General features: G+C 48.3%; 20 protein-coding genes. 17 read left to right on the top strand and 3 right to left on the bottom strand.

Annotated features, from left to right (window positions below):
• The first annotated feature begins 179 nt into the window (after window positions 1–179).
• A complete protein-coding gene (locus tag V7051_RS05735) occupies window positions 180–1,112 on the top strand; it encodes a family 2A encapsulin nanocompartment shell protein (protein ID WP_333873980.1) in 933 nt (310 codons plus the stop codon).
• The gene (locus V7051_RS05740) at window positions 1,099–3,219 is read left to right on the top strand and encodes a family 2A encapsulin nanocompartment cargo protein cysteine desulfurase (protein ID WP_333873981.1); all 2,121 of its coding nucleotides are present in this window, start codon (window positions 1,099–1,101) and stop codon (window positions 3,217–3,219) included. The genes V7051_RS05735 and V7051_RS05740 overlap by 14 nt, the downstream gene beginning before the upstream one ends.
• 151 nt (window positions 3,220–3,370) lie before the next feature.
• On the opposite strand, the gene V7051_RS05745 is transcribed toward V7051_RS05740, so the two are convergent.
• The 3 genes from V7051_RS05745 to V7051_RS05755 all read right to left on the bottom strand — a co-directional run bounded on the left by V7051_RS05745 (window position 3,371) and on the right by V7051_RS05755 (window position 8,655).
• On the bottom strand, window positions 3,371–5,569 hold the full coding sequence (locus V7051_RS05745; RefSeq protein ID WP_333873982.1) for a methyl-accepting chemotaxis protein: 2,199 nt from the start codon (window positions 5,567–5,569) through the stop codon (window positions 3,371–3,373).
• Window positions 5,566–7,686, bottom strand: a complete 2,121-nt coding sequence (locus V7051_RS05750) for a putative bifunctional diguanylate cyclase/phosphodiesterase (RefSeq protein ID WP_333873983.1) — start codon at window positions 7,684–7,686, stop codon at window positions 5,566–5,568. Before V7051_RS05750 ends, V7051_RS05745 begins: the two co-directional genes overlap by 4 nt.
• 96 nt (window positions 7,687–7,782) lie before the next feature.
• Window positions 7,783–8,655: a hypothetical protein gene (locus V7051_RS05755; RefSeq protein ID WP_333873984.1), complete on the bottom strand. Its 873-nt coding sequence runs from the start codon at window positions 8,653–8,655 to the stop codon at window positions 7,783–7,785.
• Window positions 8,656–9,242: 587 nt separating this feature from the next.
• Between V7051_RS05755 and V7051_RS05760 the strand changes: the two genes are divergently transcribed.
• The 15 genes from V7051_RS05760 to V7051_RS05830 all read left to right on the top strand — a co-directional run bounded on the left by V7051_RS05760 (window position 9,243) and on the right by V7051_RS05830 (window position 23,361).
• Window positions 9,243–10,145, top strand: coding sequence for a LysR substrate-binding domain-containing protein (locus tag V7051_RS05760; RefSeq protein ID WP_333873985.1), 903 nt, complete (start codon window positions 9,243–9,245; stop codon window positions 10,143–10,145).
• A 1,099-nt stretch (window positions 10,146–11,244) separates the two neighbouring features.
• The gene (gene rtcA / locus V7051_RS05765; RefSeq protein ID WP_333873986.1) at window positions 11,245–12,306 is read left to right on the top strand and encodes an RNA 3'-terminal phosphate cyclase; all 1,062 of its coding nucleotides are present in this window, start codon (window positions 11,245–11,247) and stop codon (window positions 12,304–12,306) included.
• A 7-nt stretch (window positions 12,307–12,313) separates the two neighbouring features.
• Window positions 12,314–12,565 carry a DUF504 domain-containing protein gene (locus V7051_RS05770; protein WP_333873987.1) on the top strand — a complete coding sequence of 84 codons (252 nt, stop codon included), beginning with the start codon at window positions 12,314–12,316 and terminating at the stop codon, window positions 12,563–12,565.
• Window positions 12,566–12,686: 121 nt separating this feature from the next.
• On the top strand, window positions 12,687–12,866 hold the full coding sequence (locus tag V7051_RS05775; RefSeq protein WP_333873988.1) for a hypothetical protein: 180 nt from the start codon (window positions 12,687–12,689) through the stop codon (window positions 12,864–12,866).
• Window positions 12,863–13,012: a hypothetical protein gene (locus V7051_RS05780; RefSeq protein WP_333873989.1), complete on the top strand. Its 150-nt coding sequence runs from the start codon at window positions 12,863–12,865 to the stop codon at window positions 13,010–13,012. The genes V7051_RS05775 and V7051_RS05780 overlap by 4 nt, the downstream gene beginning before the upstream one ends.
• Before the next feature lie 60 nt (window positions 13,013–13,072).
• A complete protein-coding gene (locus V7051_RS05785) occupies window positions 13,073–13,867 on the top strand; it encodes an energy transducer TonB (RefSeq protein ID WP_333873990.1) in 795 nt (264 codons plus the stop codon).
• 16 nt (window positions 13,868–13,883) lie between these two features.
• Complete coding sequence (locus V7051_RS05790; RefSeq protein WP_333873991.1) at window positions 13,884–14,744, top strand: MotA/TolQ/ExbB proton channel family protein; 861 nt, start codon at window positions 13,884–13,886, stop codon at window positions 14,742–14,744.
• 5 nt (window positions 14,745–14,749) lie between these two features.
• Window positions 14,750–15,166 (top strand): ExbD/TolR family protein, encoded by a 417-nt coding sequence (locus tag V7051_RS05795; protein ID WP_333873992.1) that lies wholly within the window; start codon window positions 14,750–14,752, stop codon window positions 15,164–15,166.
• Between the two features lie 239 nt (window positions 15,167–15,405).
• Window positions 15,406–16,371 carry an SMP-30/gluconolactonase/LRE family protein gene (locus tag V7051_RS05800; RefSeq protein WP_333873993.1) on the top strand — a complete coding sequence of 322 codons (966 nt, stop codon included), beginning with the start codon at window positions 15,406–15,408 and terminating at the stop codon, window positions 16,369–16,371.
• A 211-nt stretch (window positions 16,372–16,582) separates the two neighbouring features.
• The gene (locus tag V7051_RS05805; RefSeq protein ID WP_333873994.1) at window positions 16,583–17,473 is read left to right on the top strand and encodes a dienelactone hydrolase family protein; all 891 of its coding nucleotides are present in this window, start codon (window positions 16,583–16,585) and stop codon (window positions 17,471–17,473) included.
• Between the two features lie 466 nt (window positions 17,474–17,939).
• On the top strand, window positions 17,940–18,659 hold the full coding sequence (locus V7051_RS05810; RefSeq protein WP_333873995.1) for a cytochrome b/b6 domain-containing protein: 720 nt from the start codon (window positions 17,940–17,942) through the stop codon (window positions 18,657–18,659).
• 39 nt (window positions 18,660–18,698) lie between these two features.
• Complete coding sequence (locus V7051_RS05815) at window positions 18,699–19,160, top strand: cytochrome c (protein WP_333873996.1); 462 nt, start codon at window positions 18,699–18,701, stop codon at window positions 19,158–19,160.
• Window positions 19,161–19,265: 105 nt separating this feature from the next.
• A complete protein-coding gene (locus tag V7051_RS05820; RefSeq protein ID WP_333873997.1) occupies window positions 19,266–19,427 on the top strand; it encodes a hypothetical protein in 162 nt (53 codons plus the stop codon).
• A gap of 32 nt (window positions 19,428–19,459) precedes the next feature.
• Window positions 19,460–19,732: a GNAT family N-acetyltransferase gene (locus tag V7051_RS05825; RefSeq protein ID WP_333873998.1), complete on the top strand. Its 273-nt coding sequence runs from the start codon at window positions 19,460–19,462 to the stop codon at window positions 19,730–19,732.
• A 728-nt stretch (window positions 19,733–20,460) separates the two neighbouring features.
• Entirely contained in the window at window positions 20,461–23,361 is a 2,901-nt protein-coding gene (locus V7051_RS05830) for a TonB-dependent receptor (protein WP_333873999.1), read from the top strand.
• Window positions 23,362–23,526: the final 165 nt, after the last annotated feature.

The following is a 23,526-nucleotide window of genomic DNA, read 5'->3' on the forward strand; positions in this document are numbered from 1 at the left end:
CCGACTTTCGGGGCTAAAGCCCCTCCCACATGAATACTTTCACAGTCTCTCCAGCCTGGGAACGCGGAATTGGAAGCTGAAACACTGAAAGCTGGAGCTTTCGAGACTGAAGTCCCCAAGCTGGAGAGCGAGGGAACGATATTAAACAACTCATTACATTAACCACAATAGGAAAAATCATGTCTGATATCCACGAAGGCCAATCCCATACCGCGCTAGGCGATGTCGCCGCGCGTACACTGGCGAATGCCACCAAAACCGTCCCTATGTTATCAACCATCACCCCTCGGTGGTTGGTTCATCTACTACACTGGAAACCCCTCGAAGCCGGTATTTACCGGGTCAACAAAGTTAAGAACGAATCCGCTCTACTGGTTGATTGTTCCAGCCTTGATGAAAAAGAACTGCCGCAAACCTTTGTCGATTACGAAGAATGGGGCCGTGAATACCGGTTGAATGCTGTTAACACGGTACTCGACGTACATACCCGCATTTCAGATTTATACAGCAGCCCGCATAATCAAATCCATGAACAGCTGCGTTTGACTATCGAAACCATTAAAGAACGCCAGGAAAGCGAACTGATCAACAATGCAGAATACGGTTTGCTCAATAACGTCGCGCCATCTCAGAAAGTGCAGCCGCGTCCCGGCGGAAACGGTGCGCCAACGCCGGATGATTTGGATGAGCTGATTTCCCGCGTGTGGAAAGAACCCGCGTTTTTCCTGGCTCATCCGCAAGCCATTGCCGCGTTCGGACGCGAATGCACCCGTCGCGGCGTACCACCGGCGATAGTCACATTGTTCGGTTCCCAGTTCTTGACCTGGCGCGGCCTGCCTTTAATTCCCACTGACAAGCTTAGAGTTGTCAACGGCAAATCCAACATCCTGTTATTACGCACCGGTGAAAGCCGTCAAGGCGTAGTGGGTCTTTATCAGCCTAACCTGACCGGTGAACTGAGCATGGGACTTTCGGTGCGATTTATGGGTATTAACCACAAAGCGATAGCCTCTTATCTGATCTCGCTGTATTGCTCGCTGGCGGTCTTGACTGATGATGCGCTCGGGGTGCTCGAGAATGTCGAAGTGGGCAAATACCATGAATACAAGTGAATTTGATCAATCCAGTCCTGCGCAGCAAGGTTTTACGGAAAATTCAAATCACTCTGCATTGTTGCCCGATGTAGACCAGCTGACCAAACTGGCCAATGAGTTGTTTTCAGCTCTGCCTTGCGATGGTTCGAGACTCGGTCTTGCCGCATCGGCAGTGCAGAGCGGGTCGGCGACGTCTTTGACGGGCTTTGATCAAGCGGGCATTCCCGGGCAAGGCTTCGGCCTGCCGGGAGATGCGGAATTGCGGCAGCTGTTCGCTCCAAGAAAACTGTCTTTCGAAAGCGTTCCTGACAGCATTGATACAGGGTCGATTTTGGGCAATCAGCCAAACGGCTTAGCATCGCCTTTGGCAGGCCTGGACAAAGCCGTGCTTTCGGGCCTTTTTCAGCACGACTTCGGTTTGCCTGGCGAAGACCAATTGCAAAAGCTGCTGGTAACGCCGCCGCCTTCAGCAAGCATTGCTGCTGTTCCGGCGGCTGACGAAGCGCTGGCTGACGCCGATAAGTCGGTGGCTGAGGGCATCTCGTCGCAGGTTTTTCAGACGGAACTGCAAAAACTGTTTGCTGCCAATAACGCGGCGGCGGAGACAATTCAAAAAACGGCGGCGGGCAGTTCGGTACCGTCTTCGGCGGCAACGCAGGGATTGACCGCTTCCCTGGCTGAGTTGGACGCTTCATTAATCGCCGGTTTGTCGGCTCAAGCCTACGGTCTGCCCGGAGAAACCGAGTTGCAGGAGTTCTTCGCTACGTTCTCTTCGCGGCCCGGACAGGTTCCGGCGAGCGCTGCTACCGGGGCGAATCCGTCATTTTATTTTTTGGATGAATTGAAAACAGGCGGGTTCAATGCGCAATCGGCCGGTCTGGGTTCCGCTCATCCGCCTTTCGATGTCCAGGCCGTTCGTCGCGATTTTCCGATTCTAAAAGAACGCGTCAACGGTTACCCGTTAGCTTGGCTGGATAATGCGGCGACGACTCAAAAGCCGCAGGCGGTGATAGACCGGCTTTCGTATTTCTATGAGCATGAGAATTCCAACATTCATCGCGCGGCGCATGAACTGGCGGCGCGATCGACCGATGCTTACGAAAAAGCGCGTAATACGGTTGCACATTTCATTAATGCGCCTTCTTCCGAGGAAGTTGTTTTTGTCCGCGGCACCACCGAAGCGATCAATCTGGTTGCGCAAAGTTGGGGACGGCAAAATATCCGTGCAGACGATGAGATTGTCATCACATGGCTGGAACATCACGCCAATATTGTCCCGTGGCAACAATTGTGCGAACTGACGGGCGCCAAGCTGCGCGTAGTCCCGGTTGATGATAGCGGTCAGGTATTGCTGGGCGAGTATCAAAAATTGCTGACTTCACGGACCAAGCTGGTGTCCTTTACCCAGGTTTCCAACGCGCTCGGCACCATCACGCCTGCTCAGGAAATGATCCATATGGCGCACCGCGTTGGCGCCCGGGTACTGCTGGATGGCGCCCAGTCCATTTCGCATCTGGCTGTCGATGTGCAGGCGCTGGATTGCGATTGGTTCGTGTTTTCCGGACACAAGATATTCGGTCCAACCGGCATCGGCGCAGTGTACGGCAAAGCGGAATTGCTTGACGCAATGCCGCCTTGGCAGGGCGGCGGCAACATGATTGCCGATGTGACGTTTGAAAAAACCGTCTATCAACCTGCCCCGGCACGTTTTGAAGCCGGTACCGGCAACATTGCGGATGCGGTGGGATTGGGTGCGGCGTTGGAATATCTGACAAAAATCGGTATTCATAATGTCGCCCGTTATGAGCATGAGCTGTTGGTTTACGGTATGGAAGCGCTAAAGAGCATTCCCGGTTTACGCTTAATCGGCACCGCTCCGGAAAAAACCAGCGTGCTGTCGTTTGTGCTGGAAGGGCACAGCAATCAGGATATCGGTGTGGCATTAAATCGCTCCGGTATCGCGGTCCGTACCGGCCATCATTGCGCACAGCCTATTTTGCGAAGGTTTGGCCTGGAAAGCACGGTACGTCCGTCACTGGCGTTCTACAATACCTATGAGGAAATTGACCGGCTGGTCAACGTTGTCCGGAAAATTCAAAGCGGTAAAGAAGTTATCCGGCATTAATGGCACTGTAGAAAATCATTTTGTTGAAGGAGAGCGGCCTTCCCGGTTTTTGTTTTTTGCCGGGGCAGGGCGCTCATTTCGTCTCGTTGTTAAAGCTGAACGGCAAGTCATGTCGTAAGTTGTGAGTCTAAAAGCATGCCCTGACGGATTTCTATAGTTTAAAATCCCCTATGACAAGCGCTAAATTTTGTGCTTGCTCTTCAAGCGATTCCGCTGCGGCGGCGGATTGTTCGACCAACGCGGCGTTTTGTTGGGTGACCGTATCCATTTTTCTAATGGCTTGGTTAACTTGGCTAATGTCGGCGTTTTGTTCATCCGAAGCCGTACTGATGCCGGTCATAATCGCAGTGACGCCCTGGATTGCGTCGATGATTCGATTCATCGTATCGCCCGCCTGGGTAACCAACTGACTGCCGTCATTAACTTTAGTCACCGAATCGGCAATTAGGCGTTTAATTTCATCGGCGGCTGTAGCGGCACGTTGCGCCAGATTGCGGACTTCGATCGCAACGACCGCAAATCCCCGGCCTTGTTCGCCTGCACGCGCGGCTTCTACCGCCGCATTTAATGCCAGGATATTGGTTTGAAAAGCAATATCGTCAATGACGGTGATAATGTCTTCAATACGATGCGAAGATTCGTTGATATTTTGCATCGTGCTGATAACGTTTTTAACGACCTCACCGCCTTGCGTAGCGATTTCAACCGCATCGGCCACTAATTCATTAGCGCGTTTGGCGTTATCGGCATTGCTTTGTACTGCGGCGGTAAATTCTTCCATGCTTGCCGCGGTTTCTTGTAAATGCGCCGCTTGGGTTTCGGTGCGGTGCGACAGGTCGTTGTTGCCGGAAGCGATTTCTTTTGCGCCGACATAAATGCTGTCTGCTGCCAGTTTAATGCGATCGATCATCGCTTTCAGTTGTTCAACAGTAATATTGGCATTATCTTTTAACTGCCCGAAGGTGCCGACATAATCGTTGGTGATTGTTTTAGTCAAGTCGCCATGCGCAATTGCCGCCAACACATGCGCAATTTCGTTTAAACCTGTTTCGCTGGTGCTTAATAATTCATTTAAGCCTTGGGATAATTCATGTAAAAAGCCTTCTTTACCCTCTAAATCAAACCGTTGGGAAAAATCGCCCCGGCCTGCCCGCTGTACAATTGCAGCGACTTCTTGTTCGACAACGACTTCGGCGGTGCGATCGTGCCATTCGGCAACCGTGCCCAAACGTTGCCCTTGCTCATTAATTACAGGATTGGCAATCACACGAATCGTGCGTTGATCTAATGCTAAATCCGCGCTGTAGGTTTGTATTAAGCTTTCGAGTAAATCGGCTTGGTGTTGCGGTTTTTGATGGAAGTCGTCCATGCTGCTGCCTTCCAGTTTATCCGTAGAAAAATCGGGTATCCGCTCGCGGATTTTTGCTTCCATAGCGCGAATGATGGATATCGCCGATTTATTGGTATATACAATTTGCCGGTGATTATCGGCAATCATAATGCCGGTGCTGGTGTTATCGAGTGCGTTTTTAATACGGAGAATTTCGGCCGTTGCTTTTTGTTCGGTGTTACGCCGTTCCAGCAGTTCCTGCTGCATCTCTTTCATCGCGTGCAACAAGCTGCTGTCGTCATCGTCGTTTAAATAGATTTGCCGCGATAGATTGCCTTTGGCGATTTCTTTGGCGATGCCTTTGGCATGAACAGGATCGATGCCGATTTGTTTGCTTAAATGACGGGTCAGCAGCGTAGCGATGATAAAAGCCATTACGACAATAATCGCCGACAGAACCAACAAAATAATATACATCTTATGTGCGTAGTCGGTAATTTCATCAATGCTGTTTTTTACCGCGCCGGCTTCTTTAGCACGAATGTTGCCGATTTGCATTGTCAAGCGGTCTGCTGTCCCATCAAAATCATCCATGAACGCATTGCCCGCATCAATGCCTTTATCCATAAAGGTGAAGGCCATGCGTTTGCCGTCGCTATAAAACTTGTCGAAATTAGCTTCAAGGAGCTTGATGTTGTTTTGCTCTTCGGGATCATCGCTTAAACGCTGTCTATAATCCTCAAGATTCTTTTTAAAGTTTTCACTGGTGGTTCGCGCATCGGCCAGTCCTTCCGAATCATGAGTTGCGGCAACGTCGGTTAAAAATTGCTGCAAGATGACTATCTCGTGCGCCATAACCGATGACACCAGCGCATTCGGTAAATAAGTGTTTTTTATGGTCTTAAGGTTTTGTTCGGTATGTGCGTAATTCAGCAATGTGGAGGTAACGATGATCATCATCATGCCGATAATAAGTACATAACCTGAAAATATCCGGGCTTTAAAACTTAACTTGTTCATGCGGCTAGCACCTCTTGTGTGAGTAATCGGGTCAATGCGTCATAACTGACAGGCGGACTGAAATAAAAACCCTGCACCGTATCGCAACCGCAATTTCTCAAATAAGCCAGTTGTTCTCCGGTTTCCACTCCTTCGGCAATGACCTTTAAGCGCAAACTTTTGGCTAAATTGACGATCGCGCTGACAATGGTGTTCGCGTCATTGTTTTTAGAAAGTTCCTGAATAAACGAACGATCTATTTTTAACTTATCCAGCAGCGGTAGCTTGGTTAAATAACTCAGCGACGAATAGCCTGTACCAAAATCATCAATCGAAAAATGAATGCCTAGATCTTTGCATTGCGTCATAAAATTAAGCGTGACGGCGTGGTTTTCCATCATCACACTTTCGGTCAGTTCCAATTCCAGCTGACTGCCCGCAATACCGTTCTGAGCCAGAATGTTACTGATTTTGTTAAACAGCGTGCCTTCCTGCAACTGACGCAATGACAGGTTGACCGACACTTTAAGCGGTGCAAGACCTAAGGCCTGCCAGGCTTTCATATCTTCGCAAGCCCGCCGTAAAACCCACTCGCCTATCGGGTTGATTAAACCGCAGTCTTCCGAAATGGGAATAAAGTCAGCGGGTGAAATCATGCCGCGCTCGGGATGCCGCCAACGAATCAAGGCTTCCACACCGACAATGTGTTCACTGTTTAAATCGATTTGCGGTTGGTAATAGAGTAAAAATTGCTCTTCTTCTATGGCGAGGCGCAGTTCGCGTTCCATTGCCAAGCGGTATTCAAGACGTGTATTCATTTTTAAATCAAAAAACGAAAAGCGCCCGCGCCCTGCCTGTTTAGCATGGTACATCGCAATATCGGCATGGCGGGTCAGGGTGTTGCTGTCACGGCCGTCCTTCGGGTAAATGCTGATGCCGATGCTGGTCTGAATCGAAAGAATTTGTCCGTCAAGGTCAAAAGGTTCTTTGAGCATGTCGGTGATTTTTTGCGCCGCAGTCGCCGCGCCATCCGCATTAGTGCTGCTCAGTATGATCACAAATTCATCGCCGCCTAATCGGCCGGCCGTATCCACTTCGCGTAAACCGCGCTCCAAACGTTGGGAGACTTGCCGCAACAGCATGTCGCCGTAATGATGGCCGAGTGAATCGTTAACGGTTTTAAAGTCGTCTAAATCCAGAAACAGTAGCGAAAAATTCTTATTTTCCCGGAAAGAAAAGTGGATTGCCTGCTCGATACGTTCGTTGATTAAAACCCGATTAGGCAATTGCGTCAGTGAATCGTAATGCGCGAGGCGATGAATTTTTTCCTGTGATTTAACGTGCTGGGTAATGTCGATTAATGTTGTGTTAATTGCGCTGATTTGCTTGTTATTATCAAATTCGGCAAACGCATTGACCATAACCCAAACAATATCGTTAAGATCGTTGCGCTCAATACCCAGCACACGGTTTTTTACCGCTTTGTGGGTATGAATGACCTGGTTTACGGGGATGTCATCAAAGGCGATCAGCGAGCCGTCTTCATTTAACAGAATCCGTTTAAAATCGACGGCTAATTTATCGACCAGTTGTTTTTCGGTTAAACCGAATAAATGCGCGGCCTGCCGGTTGCTTGACACCACCCGTGTATCCGGTGCCTGAACGATTACGCCGGCGTTGACTTGTTCGAGCAAAAAACGATGCTTTTTTTCGCTTTGCTTAAGGGCCTCTTCGGTTTGAACCAATTCGGTCATATCCGTCCAGCCACCGATAATCTCTAACGCATGCCCTGCTGTGTCGGTAATTAATTTTGCTCGATCGCGTATCCATTTCCATTGCCCACCGTTCATTTTAAAACGGTATTTAATGAGGGTTGCATCGCCCAGCAGAATACGATGAAAATTGTCCAATACGACGTGATGATCCTCAGGATGCACATGGCTTAGCCATGTATCGGGAAAAAAAATAAACGCATCGGCTTCGTGCCCTAATAATTCTTTTACGCTGTTGGAAATAAAAGTAATACTAAAGTCGGCAAACGGCTTGCGGGTATAAATAGTGATGGGGGCGGCGGAAAGCAGATGCTCGAAGCGGGCAATCTTCGTTTCTAATGCATTAATGTTTGTATATGGAGACATAATTATTGCCTTTTATGGACGCTAACCGGTTAAAGGTATCTTTCCGATCTTTTCTTGCAGCAAATGCCGTAACCAGTAGACGACAGTCAGTGGTTACTACCGATTTTCAGATAAAGGAATATTCAGTTTTTTTGGTTTGGCGCTATCAAAATAATCAAATGCGATGGCCCTGTAGTAACTGCCTTCGACTAGGTCGAATCCGATATTACGGGCTAAGGTATCGGTTTTTTTATCATCAATTTGTTGCAAGATACTGAGGCCACCCACTGACGCCACGAGGACTTTTAGCTGATATAAGGTTTCTTCAATTTTGCTGTCGATATTTATCGCCGAGAAAGCAACGTAATCCGGCGATAGTTTTGTAATCAAATCCGACTGGTTTTTTTGAGGTATATAATCGAATTTAAGGGCAATTCGATAGCCGCGCCGACGATAGTTATCCAGGCCGTTAATCAACTCTTGATAATAGCGGTCATATTGGCTGAATACGGCCATCGATATTACGATGTTTTTGTTTTCCAGCCCGCATCTTGCAATCGCTTCTTCAAAATAGGCGCCGTGATCCTGTTTAATGCCCAATATATGTCGCGGATCGACTTCTAAAAACAGCAGGCCTTGTAAGCGTGGTAACGCCAAATAGTTCAGCATGTGTACGGTGCGTGACAAGCGGTCGAAATTGATAATGGACTCGAAATTGGTCGCTTGTACCGAACTATCGGTACGGATATTTTCAATCTCGTTTGAATACAACGGCGGGGTTTTATGCGTAGCAACGGTAATTTGCGCGGTATGGCCGACAATGGTCGTGGGCTTTAATGTTTGCCTGAGCGGGGAAAAAATACTGTCTATCCGTATCGGGCCGAAAAGGCCGCTGACCTCCCCGTTTTCCAGAATGAATGGGCGATAAGTTGAGCGGTGTTCAAGTTCGAATCGATCATTAAAATACTCTACCAGGTCTTGTAATGGCATAAGTTTTACTCCAAACCAATATAAAAAAGCATGGGATTTTGTTTCCGGGCTGACAATGCGTGTTGCTGGCAAGAGTGTTAACGGGCTTTCCCAATATAAAAAAAGGCGGGTCGTAACCCGCCGCAACAACAACATCCTTGTATGCTCAGGAGTGACAAAAAACTTAACTATCTTTCATAAAGGCATAACGTTATTTGATCTGTTTGATCCGCCTTTCGGTTCTAAACAGAAGCGGCAAAGGTGGCTGCCATGTTGTTGGGATATATCTTAGTACCGTCTTGATTGTTGATAAAACGATATAATTAGAACTCGATATCTTATAAATAGATATTGGATGGTCGTCTGAATCTAGTATCCGAACTGCTGGCTTGAATGATGAGGAAGGTTGTCATTGCTCTATAAGGCGAAATCGTTGAAACGCTTGGTATTCTCTAATAGCGATATTAATGGATTATAAAATCGGATAATCAGATAATAAGGCCGGCCATTACTAGGGGGCAAAATAGAGTGACCCACTTAATTATTGATGCGCTCCGGGCGTTGACACTTTTTTGCGATATAGCCGCGCGCAATCTATCGGAATTATTATGAATTTAAGCCAGATTGAATTACTTCGCGTGCTTCAGGAAAACGATTTCAACCTTTCAAAAGCGGCCGAAAAAATGCACGTTGTGCAATCGGCGGTCAGTCGGCAATTGCAGCTTTTTGAGGAGGAATTGGGTTCTCCTTTATATGAACGGCAGGGCAAAAAGCTGATAGGTTTAACCACTTTGGGGCGGCGCATCATGGAAGAAGTCGCAGCCATTAACCTGGCTAAACAAAATATCCAGACCATAGCGGCGGATTATATCGACAGTAACCAGGGCGTTCTGCACATTGCGACTACGCACACTCAGGCCAAGTATTTTCTACCGAAACCTATCCTGCGTTTTAGGCAAAAATATCCGGGCGTCAGGATTTATATGATGGAAGCCTCGCCCGAGCAACTGATTAATAAATTGCATACCCGGAAAGCGGACATCGCCATCTGTACCGAGAAAGTCGATGAAGATACCGACTTGGTCATCAAACCCTGTTATGAATGGCATCATGCGGCGGTGGTGCCGCAGAATCATCCGCTGAGTGAGGGTGACATTTCCCTCAAGCGGCTGGCCTCTTATCCGATACTCACTTACAGCTTTGGCTTTACCGGACGCTCAAATATCGAGACTGCGTTTAAAAACACTGACATGGCGCTCGATATCATCCTGGCGGCGGCCGATACCGACGTGATCAAGACTTACGTTCGGCTGGGGATGGGCGTCGGCATTATTGCCGGTATGGCCTATGACCCGGCGATGGACCAGGATTTGGTAGCGCGGGATTTGTCACATCTTATTCCAAGCTCAAGAACCAAGATCGCCTACCTCAAAAACAACTACCTGCCTTTATATACGCGGCATTTTATCGAAGAGCTGCAGGTTGCGGCTAAAGAGCTTCATCTTTATTAAGAAGCGGAATTTCCGGCGCGTTAATCCGTATTTTTAGATAATAGCAGGAGTGCAAGCTCCACTTAGTTACTGATGTTACGTACGTCCACGAAAAACACGAAAGGCACGAAAAAGTTCAGCCATGGATTGGTCGCTGATAGGATCATACCCGATATTCTTCACGTCTTTTTCGCGGCCCTTGAGATAATTTTATTCCAGACTGCATCCGGCCATTCAGTTAAGGAAAAAGTATCAATCAGGCAGGAAAAAAGTCGAACGGCAGACCTTTCTGGTTTTTAAAACCTGGAAGGTCTAACGGGGTATGCTTTGCCGATGGTGTCCTTGGAACCGTTTTTTTTCGTGTTTTTTGTGTCTTTCGTGGACGACGCTTTTTTATCATGCGTCTGCGTAACATCAGTTAGTTATTAGCTGATGTTACGCATGACATAATAAAAAGCGGGTATAGCAAAACATATAGCTATCATAGGACCAATAAATTGTTTTCGTCCCCACGCGCTGCGTAGCGAGATATGACTCAGGTCGCAGATACGGGACGCAGCGCGTCCGTCACGGCATTCCCACGGAATGCCCGTAGGAACGAGAGCGAAGTGTTGTAGGAGCGGGCCATGCCCCGCGTAAGAGTACGACAAATTTGCAACTACGGCCTAAATGTCGCGGGCGTGGCCCGCTCCTACGGAGTGTTGATGAACCGTAAGCGAAAGTTATCTGTCGCGAAATCCCTCAGCCGAGAAAGATATGGCTCTTTATTTGCTTGCGCTTTCGTGGACAGTGCGCAACATCAGTTTTTAAAAAAACATCGCAGTACTTGCAGGCAAAGCCCGCACTCCATTATTAAGGTGATGCTTATCGCCGCTAATCTAATCCACATCAGGTCAAAGAAACGGGCAGCTTTTGAGCATCGACGCGGCTGTCGCTCTAGTTCGTCAAATTCCGGCGGGTTCAACAAAGTCTTGTCTTATAAATACAGTGGTCTCAAAATCGATATGTATCTTGTAGATACAAACTCTACTCGACACTCGCTTTCGACAGGAGTGCCGACGCCGACTTTCAGGATTTAACGGTTGTTTTCAGGATCCTTCTTAAATACCGGAGATTTAATATGACAGAGTTTCTGATTATCGACGGTTCTTACGGCGAAGGCGGTGGGCAAATCCTGCGTAGCTCATTGAGTTTGTCCGCCATCACCGGGCGTCCGGTGCGTATCGAAAACCTCCGTGCGAACCGGAATAAGCCGGGACTGGCGGCTCAGCATCTGACTTCGGTGCGGGCCGCGGCGATGCTTTGCAGCGCCGAAATGAAGGGCGCGGAACTTGGATCGCAAGCCCTGCAATTCATTCCCCGCACGCCGGTCCGGTCCGGCGATTACTTTCTGGATGTGGCCCAGGCACGGGAAGGCGGCAGCTCCGGTGCGGCCATGCTGGTATTGCAAACCCTGCTGCTGCCGCTGGCGTTAACGACGGGCGTATCCACCGTCACATTGCGCGGCGGCACGCACGTTAACATGAGTCCTTCATACGATTACGTGCACGATGTCTGGCTACCCACACTTGCCCGCATGGGCATGAACGTCGAGCTGTCCCTGGTGCGCTCCGGCTGGTACCCGGTCGGGCAAGGACAAGTGAAGCTGCGAATCATGGAAGCCGGGAAATTACTACCGCTGCGCTTGGAACATCGCGGTGCGCTAGTTGCGGTTACGGGACGTGCACTGGCAGCGAACCTGCCTGCCCATATTTGCGAGCGCATGGCTTCCCACGCGCGCGACCTTCTGGAGCAGGCCGGGATCAGCGCGGAAATCGAGGCGGTCGTTTTGAAAGCGGCCTGTCCCGGAGCCGGTCTGTATTTAACGGCGCATTATGAAAACTGCTTGGCGGGTTTCAGCGCCCAGGGTAAACGTGGCAAGCCCGCCGAGCAAGTCGCCGAGGAAGCCTGTTCCGCGCTGTTATATCACTATCGTTCGGGCGCTGCCTTGGAACAGCATCTTGCCGATCAGTTGATCCTGCCGGCCGCCTTGTGCCGGGACGAATCCATGCTCGGCATCGAGCGCATCAGTTCGCACATTGTCACTAATGCCTGGGTGGTTGAGCGTTTCGGGCTGGCGCGGATAGACATCGCTCCGGCCGCCGACGGAACCGGTGTCATTAAAATCCTGGCGAACAGGTAACGCGATCATGATCCCCATTCAAGACCTCCTGCATCGCATCCGCTGGGATCCGGAATTTGGCCGCGGCGAATTCGTCATCGGTTATTACGACCGGATAGCGCACGAAATCATCCGCGTGCCGTTTCTTGAAGTTGCATTTCCAAAGGATGGCCCCGGCGTTTTCGAATTGATCGATTGCGAAGGCCGGACGCATACCATTCCGCTGCACCGGGTCAAGTCGGTTTACAAGAACGGCGAGTTGATCTGGCATCGGGATTGAGCGGGAGTATACAAGTATTGTCGCAAATTACCGCAGCTCTGTCCGCAGTTGCTTAATAAAGCTTACAAAATCACCGCATTGAAGAGCAGTCGGAATCGTTTGCTTACTGTCGAACGCATTTGTGGCTGAAAAACATCTGAGCATTTCCCTTTTGATTTCCCGTTATCGCGTTCCCGAACTGTTGATCAGCGAACACCCTGCAAGCAAAAGCTTCCCAAAATTGATGCTCAACAAGCAGCCGTTAATTGAGCGTTTGTTAAAAATATTCGCTTGGCAGTTATCGGCAAGAGATTTGACATGAAAAATAAGCACTGCAAATACAACACGTTATTGATTGTAGGCGGAAGATTATTCGGCGTTTTTACGGATTATTCCAGAAATGGCATGGGACATGCTCTATTGATAGAGACACTGTCTGCTAAAACCGGTCGGCAGTTGGGGTTATAGCCTCCTATTTATCAGTGAATGGACAGGACCGGTGATTTTTTAATGAACGGGAGAACTCTCATGAATAGACCTTTGGCGGCTTTTAATAAGTTTGAGTCGGCAACATCCGCGCCGGACAGGAAAAGGGCCGATGTTGTTCCGATCAATCAGGACATAGGCCGACTGATGGAAAGCTTTTCCACTTCATCAGCTTCCGTGGCGTTGGGAAATTTTAGACATAGCGCCGATTATCGCGACAGCAAAGTTATCGACTATCTGGTTATAGCTGTGCTGTCGATACTGGCGCATACCATACTTGTCGATCACTTCAAGCATGCATCGGTTGAAAAAGAACAACTGGTCGAGCCGGTCAAACCGCCGTCAAAAGTGCAGATTTCGTTTGTTCGGCCTCAGCCGAAGACGGTGGTCCAGCCGCCTCCGCCGCCGAAAGTGGTGGCAATTAATAAACCGCCCAAGCCTAAGGTGCAACCGAAACCGGCGCCAAAGGTCGAGCCGCCGCCGATCTCCACGCCAACTGCGGTGCAAACCGATGCGCCGGTGGTTTCGGCACCGCCGGCACCTCCGGTAGAAGAAAAAGTGACTGAGCCGCGCGGTGGTGCGGGTTATTTGGATAACCCGGCGCCGGTTTATCCAGAAATTGCTATGGATCGCGGCTGGGAAGGTAAGGTGTTAATGAAAGTGCATGTTCTTGCTAGCGGTAAGCCTGACAATGTTTCCGTGCTTAAGTCGAGTGGAAAGCCGGTATTAGACGATGAGGCGGTTAGGACGGTTAAAAAATGGTCATTTGCTCCGGCTACTCGAGGAAAAACTCCAATCGATGGTTGGGTAACAGTTCCTATCTCTTTTAAATTATAACGTTGAGGTTTTATTTATGACAGAAACAACATCTACTGCAACGACAATTCCACAGGCAGCTAATCAAATACCGCTTTCAGGTGCTGATGTTGCAGGTGCGATCAGCGGGACGCCTGCGACCACGGAAATTACTTCGGCGCTGATTGTCGATGCCACTTTGTGGGTTTTAATTGGATTTTCTGTGGTGACTTGGGCCTTGATACTGATCAAAGGCATACAGCATCTGCGGATTTCTCATCACAATCGAATTTATGGCAAGAAGTTTTGGGGGGCTCATGATTTCCAGGCCGCCTCAGCACTGGAAGATAATAAAGGACCTGCTGCCAGAGTCGCCGATGTTGGTTTTATCACATTGATAGAAGCCGACGGCGGCACGACCACTCATGATCTTGAACATACCGGGGATCGCCAGGAGTTACTGGATAGACGCCTGCGACAACAAATGCAGAAAGAACGTGGAGCATTAGAAAGTGGTTTGTCCATATTGGCAACTATCGGCAGTATCTCGCCATTTGTGGGTTTATTCGGTACGGTTTGGGGGATTATGGGGGCGCTGACCAGTATCAGCAAAAGCGGGTCGGCTAGTCTGGAGGTTGTGGCGGGCCCTATCGGTGAAGCGCTGGTTGCTACGGCCGTCGGCATTGCGGTCGCGGTGCCCGCCGTTATCGGATACAATTTTTTTATTCGCAGAAATAAGGTAATTTGGGCATTTCTAGACGACTTCGCTATTGATTTTGTCCATCTAGCTTTGAAAACCTCATTTTTAATCAAACGCTCAACGCCTAGCCCGGATGCATCATCACGCGCTAGCGTCGCAACGAAAAAACCGGTTCTTAATAATACCAGTCATGAAGACTTACAAACGGAAGGGGTATAAATCTGATGGCAATGAATACAAAAGACGGTGGGGGTGATGATGATGTTATGAGCGAGATCAACGTCACACCGCTGGTTGATGTGATGTTGGTATTGTTGGTGGTATTTATTGTAACAGCGCCCTTATTGACTCAAGCCGTACATGTCAATTTACCGAAGACTGCTGAGACCGCGCCGCCCGAAGAAAAAGAAGCTGTGTATATCAGTGTCGATGCAACGGGAAAGGTCTTCATTGACAAAACGGAGATTGCCTTGGCTGCCTTTGAAAATGAATTGTTATCCCGGAAGGCCGCCGACCCAGAGATTGCGCTTAACCTTAACGCAGACGATGCCGTTCAATACGGCACCGTAGCTAAAGTGATGTCATCGATAGAAAGATCAGGAATTACCAAGTTATCGGTTTTGACTATCCCCGGTAAGTAATTATCGCAAAAAAATAATCTAGCCCTCTCTGGGCTGGCTAGGGATGCTTGTTTTAAAGAACCGGGCGATATCTGATTATGTATAAATTATCCAGAGGAGTTAGTTTCATGATTACTTACATTTTGATCCGTGATTGGACAACCCAAAGGCTTTGATTCGCGAGTAAATAGAAGTAAAGGTCGATAGTTATCCGCCAGATATTGTTTAAATTGATTCAACACTTAAATCCAGAGAACAAGATGTTACTAAAAACTTCACATGCAAAATTATTTTCATTACTGGGCGCTTTAGCATTTGCCGCCTCTGTACAGGCGGAAGATCCCGTTACGCCAGCCATTCCAGGCGTATCGGCCGGCGGCGTCATTATCGAATTGATCAAGGACGGCTTCAAAGGCACCGAAGGTCCTATCGGCTATTCGGATGGCAGCTTGCTGTTTACTGAAACCAATGACAACCGGATTACGCGTATCGCGCCCGATAATACCGTTTCAACGTTTTTGGAAAATTCAAACGGTGCAAACGGCTTGGCGCTAAATGCGAACGGCGAGCTTATCGCCGTGCAAACGCTTAAACCTCAGGTCGGTATCATCTATCCTGCGGACAAGCAAAAAACGTTCGCCGAAAATTTCGAAGGCGTTGCATTTCAACGGCCGAACGATGTCGTTCTTGCCAAGAATGGCGGTATTTACTTTACCGACAGCGGCACTCGTCCGACTAAGGAAAACCCTAATCCGCCGCCTTCTCATCCGGGCGTATTTTACATCTCGCCGACCGGCGAGTTGAAACGCCTGGCTAACGATATTGAGCGCCCGAACGGCATTCAGCTGAATAAAGATGAAACTGTGCTGTACGTGGCCAATACACTTGGCGAATATGTTCTTGCGTATGATATCGCCGCTGACGGCTCAATCTCCAACAGAAGGAACTGCGCCAAACTGGACGGCTGGAAGAATGAAGACAACGTCTGGTCCAGCGGTGCGGACGGTCTGGCGATAGACGATAGCGATAGACTGTATGTCGCATCCAATTCCGGCATCGAAGTGTTTAGTTCCAAAGGCGAAGCATTAGGTGTGATTGCCCTGCCTAAAAAACCGCAAAACATAGCGTTTGCCGGTAAGGACAAGAAAACGCTTTATGCGGTAGGGCGCGGTTCCGCTTATAAGATACCTTTGCTGGCCCAGGGATTTAAAGGGCGTGCCAAATAAGCTTACAAAGCTATAACTTTTCTATGCTCCGGCCTCCTGCCATTAAGTTAAGCACATGGATACTGTAGGAGCGGGCCGTGCCCGCGATGTTAGGGTTGTAATTACAGAATTGTCGCTCATTTATCGCGGGCGCGGCCCGCTCCTACAACGCTTAATTTAATTTTATGGCAGTGACGTCGAAACATGGGAACAACAATTAATAGGTGGAACTATGACACGTAAAACAGCAAAAGACTTCGATCCGGAAGTCCTGACACTATTCGACAAATACGTCCACGGCGATATATCGCGCCGGGGGTTTTTGGCTTCGGCCGCAAAATTCACACTGCTCGGCCTGACTGCCGAGGGTTTGCTTGAGGCATTGAATCCGCGCTTTGCCGAGGCGCAGCAAATAGCTCCGGTTGATGCCCGCATCTCGGCGCAATATGTGGAATATCCGTCTCCTTCCGGTTACGGCAAGATTCGCGGCTATCTGGTTAAACCGGCCCAATTCACCGGCAAATTGCCGACGGTGTTGGTCGTGCATGAAAACCGCGGCCTGAATCCACATATCGAAGATATTACCCGGCGTATTGCGCTCGATAACTTTATTGCGTTCGCTCCCGACGCGCTGTTCCCGCTCGGCGGCTATCCGGGCGATGAAGACAAGGCGCGCGAACTGTTCAAATCGCTCGATCAAACCAAAACCCATGCCGACTTTATCGCCGCAGCCGACGTGCTGAAAAGTCTGCCCGAAAGCAACGGCAAAATCGGTGCGGTCGGTTTTTGTTACGGTGGCGGCATTGTCAATTTCCTGGCGACGCAGCTTCCCGAGTTGGCGGCGGGTGTACCTTTTTACGGCAGCCAGCCGAGTGCGGAAGATACCGCAAAAATCAAAGCGCCGCTGTTGCTGCATTACGCTTCAGAGGACGAACGCATCAATGCCGGTTGGCCTGCTTACGAGGCCGCGTTAAAAGCCTCGGGCATTAAATACGAAGCCTATGTGTATCCCGGTGTGCAGCATGGTTTTAACAACGACACCACGCCGCGTTACGACGAGGCTGCGGCAAAGTTGGCTTGGCAGCGCACGATAGAGTTTTTTAACCGGCATTTGCGCAGCTAGGTAATTCCGGTCGTAGGGCGTGCCGTGCGCGCCATTGCATCCCTTCCAAGGCGCGCACGGCGCGCCCTACGATACAGGCAGCCAGTAAAAAGTAAGGAGATAGCAACGGACCATGCAATCTCAAAAAGGAAGCGAATAAACCCGGCCAAAGCAATTCAGACCGGCGGCGTCGACGTGATCAAGCCAGAGTGTAGGGATCGGCAAAGCTGGTAAGCGTTGCGATGGCAATTCTCCGATTCGCTATTGAAGGACCGATTCGGGTAGGAATGAGATGGATTGATTTCCTGCCTTTTTTTTAATTTTTAAGCTGTTCCCGAACACGGTTTTTTACTCATGAATAAGGAGTCCATTATGTTTTTACATCGACTTTATCGAATTGTTTCAGTGAGCTTCACTTTTGCGCAAGCGGGAACTGTGCTGCTGTGCTGCTGTGCGCTGAAGCACTTGGATTAACCGGAGAATCAAGATGAAAGTGACATTACCTGTTTGGGATTTGCCGCACAGGCTGTTTCATTGGTTACTCGTGATTTCTGTAACCGCAGCCTATATCACAGCCAAAATCGGCGGCGCGCTGATCGATTGGCATGGCCGCATCGGCATTTTTATTTTGGGTTTACTGGTGTTTCGTATTATCTGGGGCTTTATCGGTTCGACCCATTCCCGATTTGTCACTTTTTTTCCGACCTTTTCACGGTTGGCTGCATACCTTAAAGGCCGTTGGCAGGGTATTGGCCATAATCCGTTAGGCGCGCTGTCCGTGATCGCACTGCTGACTGTATTGGCTGTCCAGGTCGGTACCGGATTGTTCGCTAATGACGATATCGCTTTTGAAGGGCCGCTGTTCAACCTCGTCGATAAGTCCTCTAGCGACAAATTGACCGGCTGGCACAATACGGCATTCAATTTTTTGCTGGCTCTGGTTGCGCTGCATTTGGCCGCGATCGTTTATTATCGCTGGATTAAAAAAACCAATCTCGTTGTGCCTATGTTGACCGGCAAAAAGAACATTCCCGTAGCGTTGGCGGAAGTTGTCGCGGGCCGTCATGACCAAGGATTTGGCATTCTGCGTTTTATTCTGTCGTTGATTATTTCCAGTACGGTGGTCTGGGGCGTTTCGGGCGGAATATCTCAACTTTATCCGATGCAAAGCCAGCAACAAGTCGCCCAAGCACCTTCAAGTTTTTAACCCGCTTAAATATTTCTACAACCACAGGAACTGAAAAAAATGAAAAAAAAATTAACACTGGCTATTTTGCTCGCTGCATCAGCCAACGCTGCGCTAGCCGGTCCGATTGAAGAGCAAATAAGATTCCGCCAGTCGGCCTATTCTTTTGCCGCCTGGAATATTTCGAAAATTAAAAACCAGGTAGTGGATCATCCCGAAACCTATAACAAAGACGCTGTCGCCGCGGCCGCCAATGCGATTGCTGCGGTGGCTAATTCCGGGTTGGGCGCATTGTATGGCGAAGGCACGGATCAAGGAGTCGGCTGGAAACAAACACGGCTCAAGCCTGAATTCTTCCAGAAAAAAGAAGAAGTGACTAAAGTTGCGAACACTTTCAACGAAGCCGCAAACGAACTGGCGAAAGTGGCGGCAACAGGTGATGTCAACCTGATTAAAACCCAGTTTGGAAAAGTCGGTGAATCCTGCAAAGGTTGTCATGACCTGATTCGTATAAAAGAGTAAAAATTATGTTGGGTGGGATAAATGTGCGGTGCTCAGCCATTGAATTGGCCGAGTGTTGCGCTCCCACCTGTCTGGTAAGTATTTTATCTGTCAATTAGATCGCGAATGGACATAGTCCACTTAGCCGATCACAAAGAAGTCATTCCAACACTTGCGCAATGGTTCTACCAAGAATGGGCGTATCTGTATCCGGACCGTACCTTGCTGGATGTGGAACGCCTTATTGGTGAAAAAGAGCCAACACAACAAAAATTCCCGTCGCGTTAGTTGCTTTTGAAGACGGTTAACTGCTCGGAACCGTGTGTCTCAAAGTTCATGATATGGATACGCGTCTTGATTTAGCGCCTTGGCTAGCCGGTCTTTATGTCGTAACACCATCGCGGCGAAAGGGTGTCGGTACAGCGCTGGTTTCAGCTATCGAAAAGAAATCTCACGAACTTCAAATAGAAAAGTTGTACTTGTATACGCCGGAGTCTGAAGGTTTTTATTCGAGACTAGGACGGTGTGTTAATGAAAAAACTGAATGCCATGGTTATTCGGTCACAATCATGGAGAAGAAAATCGTTCTTTAGCTACCAGTTTAACTCAGACATGCAAAAGCGCAGCTTCTCTGGTTTTGCACATAGGGTAAGTGAGCGTTAGGTGAGCGCAAAAACGAAACTTGGTTTGTTAAATTAATAACTGATGTTACGCACCGTCTACTAACTATCAATAGCTTATAGCTCTTTTTGCTTCGTAAGTTATTGATTATTGGTTTTCTTGCGTAATATCAGTATATAACTTTCAGTTCAAATCTAGAATCAAATATACGGCATGTTTGATTAATTCCTAGAATCCATCTTTTTGGTCGATACGTTTTGCCAACCTCAGATTATCCATTTTTGTTAGACAGCTACAAAAACAGATCCATGAATAGGCTTGCCTATGTATTTTTCATGTGCTGATTAATAAACACTGAATCAGCAGTGGGTGAATATCGATAAGCAGTTCAGAGCATTAATAAAGACTATTAATTACCTGAGGTAGCGGCGTTTTTTCAGTCATGTAGATATAAAAAATATAAAAATCAAATGGATGTGTTGTCGGAATGGGATGTTTCCCAGAAAATTCAATTTATGACGGTAATGGCACATGGCTTGCTTCATGACTAGGTAATCCCACGTATTGTGGGACAAACTCTGGCTAAATTGATAATTGAGATAAAGATTAGGGTAGTTAGACTAGCGAAAACTAAATGTACATTTCAAATGTTTGTAGTGGTTGCTGAGTTTGCATTTTTTAAAACAAGGGGAAATAAATAATGAAATATTTTATGGCAGGCACTTTCTTAGATGGCATCAGCCCGCAGCAGAATATTCCTGATGCGGTAAGCCGCCGACGAAAACTTTCTGCATACGTAGCCGCTGCCATGGTCGGCGCTTCTATGATGACTATCCAAGATGTACAGGCGGCAGACACTAAGAAAAAAACGAAAAATAAGGCACCGAATGCAAAAGTCGTGAATGAATTGCAAGCGGAAAATGCTTATTTGCGTGAACAATTGCAAAAATTGCAAGCAGCGCAGGGCGACCGCAGTTTTCTTAAGCAAGATGCAGTCGCAGCGCCTGCTTCGGAAGCGATACCGACTGCTGAATCTGCCGAAGTAGTTGCCAAAAAAGAGGCGGCTGAAACTGATGATCTTGGCGAGGTTGTTGTTAGAGGCAAAGTTCGCTCGCGTCTTGAAAAAGTGAAGGATGTGCCGTCGTCGTCGTCCGTAAGATCAGGTGAAGAGCTTAATAGGCAGTTGGCTCAGGATCTGGGTTCAATTTTGCAACGCACGGGCAACGTCAAGTGGAATACGGGCAACTCACGTACCAGTAGTTTATCCATTCGTGGTGTAGGTCAGCAAGCGCAGACCGATGCCATGGATCCGAGCGTCGGTACTGTCGTCGATGGCGTGCCTTATGCCTACAATCCGCTGACCAGTTTTGATTTTTTCGATATCGATCAAGTAGAGGTTGACCGTGGTCCGCAGGGCACTATGGGCGGAAAAAACGCAATTCTGGGGGTGATTAATATGACTACCAAGCGTCCAACCTTTACGCCAGAAGCTAATTACTCGCTGACCTATGGTAAATATAACACCTATATCGCCGATGCCGCTGGTGGTGGAGCAGTGATTGACAATCTTCTTGCCTGGCGAGGTTCAATACATGTAAACAAGGCAGACGGTGCCACTAAAAACCTCTGGAATGAAGATCAGACCTGGTATAACAGGGATCGTGTAGCCGGTCGTATCCAGTTATTATTTACACCTACTGAAAATTTCAGTGCCCGTTTCAGTTATGACAAGCAGCCCCAACAAAGCGAATTTTACAATGGCAATTTATTCTTCACGCCAACGCCGACTCAATATGCCAATGGTGCCGTTAATACCTTAAGCACCGACGCGTCAACCAGATTGAACAGGCGTTGGTTTACCGCAGCAAATTCCAAATACACCTACCAAAATGATTATCTCTATGGCGGCGGGCAGAATGCATTTAACCAGGATGCTCAGTTTCCGCTGGTCACGGACAGTCAGGGAGGGTTGGCGGAATTAAATTGGAATGTCGGCGGTTTTAAATTGACCTCGATCACTGCCGCAAGGGATTATGGATTCCAGGCTAGAAATGACGAAGGCACTCCGTTCGATATCAGTAAAAACGGCGGCGGTGCGGTGCCGGATTTTTTGCAGCTTAGTCAGGAGCTGAAAGTGAGTTCGAGTTTCGGTAAGTTGGTCGATTACCAAGCTGGCATCTATCTTATGGATCGGAAACAGACCAAAGGAAACAGGGTTGGTTTTGGTTCAGATGCCGGTGCGTGGTTCGCTTCAACTGCTCAGTACAATATACTTGATACCAATAGCGCTGGTCGGCAACTGATGCAAAACTCTCTGGATGGACTGGATACCAATGGTCCTTATTTTATTCATAATCAGAGCGGAGCTCTGTTTGCAAATGCAAAATGGCATATAACTGAGCCGTTATCTTTGACCACCGGTGTGCGTTTCAGTAATGAAAGCCGAGAGCAGGAAACTCAAAAATTAATCACCAATAATGGGGCCGGTGGCGCCCTGAATCCGGTCTCGGTAAATGGTGTACAGACGGGAGGCTTTAATTCTAACGGCACCACTGGTGCATTACTCGCCGGTAACAGCGCTGCACAGATAGCGCTGGCAAATTCAGTGGCTCAGCAATATTTTGGCGTGGCAACCTACGCCGGTTTAACTGCAGCGCAGATGACTCAGGTGGCTACTGCTAAAACTCTCCGCCAGACGAATATGGGGGTCCTCTGGGATAAAGAGCCAGGACGGTCCTTCAAATCAACTCAGCCTGGATATGTGGTCAGCCCAAGCTATAAGGTTAACGAAGATCTGACCACCTATGTGTCGTGGCAATATGGTGAAAAAGCGGGTTTTTCTCAGACTCCTAATGCTATAGCGGTTAGTGTCGCGCCTGAAAAAACCAACTCCTATGAGATAGGCTTTAAATCATCGCTATTCGACAAAGCGTTAATATTAAATACAGACTTCTTCTACACCGATATTTCTAACTATCAGCAAGCAGTTCAGGTGGTGGATGAGTATTCAACTAATCTTGCGAGACAATCTAATCCCGCAGCCGCGCCGACCTATATCTCCAGTACCGGTAATGCAGCAGGGGTAAGAGCGTTAGGGGTTGAAGTAGATGGATCTTTTAATGGCATTCCTTATACTTCGGTTAATTTTTCCGGGTCTTACAATGATGCTATCTATACGGACTTCAAGAACAGTGCAAAGCCTCTGGAGCAAAACTTTCCTGGATCGCCGGCTTACCAGGATGTCACTGGGCAGACTCTGCCGGGTGCCGCGAAGTTCACATTTAATATAGGACCTGAATTTCGGATTCCGCTGCAAGCGTTAGGATTTCAGGCGCTGGGGAAAAATGAATTCCACACCAGTTTCAATACCTCATTCACTAGCAGCTACAAATCGGATGTTTCTCTATCGGATTACAGTACGATAAAAGCCAATTCATATACGGATATTGCCATTGGTGTTGGCCGTCGCGATAAGTTGTTCGATATCTCTTTGGTGGGGAAGAATGTATTCAATAACCAAACCCCTAGTGCCATACTTTGGAACTCTTATACGCCAGGTCTTCCTCAATGGTTTGGGGTGATGGTCAGCGGCAAGTTATAACGGGTTTTATGTAGCAGGCTTCCACTTGGCCCGGGTTCATCCCGGGCTTTTTTTTATGTGTTTTTTTAATAGCATACAGCTTGTTCGCAGGATCAGTTTTGCTAGCGTTAATCCCTAATAACTCGCGCAATAGTCCAATTCCTCATTTTTAAAATTTTGACTGCT

This window comes from Methylobacter sp. (genome assembly GCF_036845245.1).
GTDB lineage: Bacteria > Pseudomonadota > Gammaproteobacteria > Methylococcales > Methylomonadaceae > Methylobacter_A.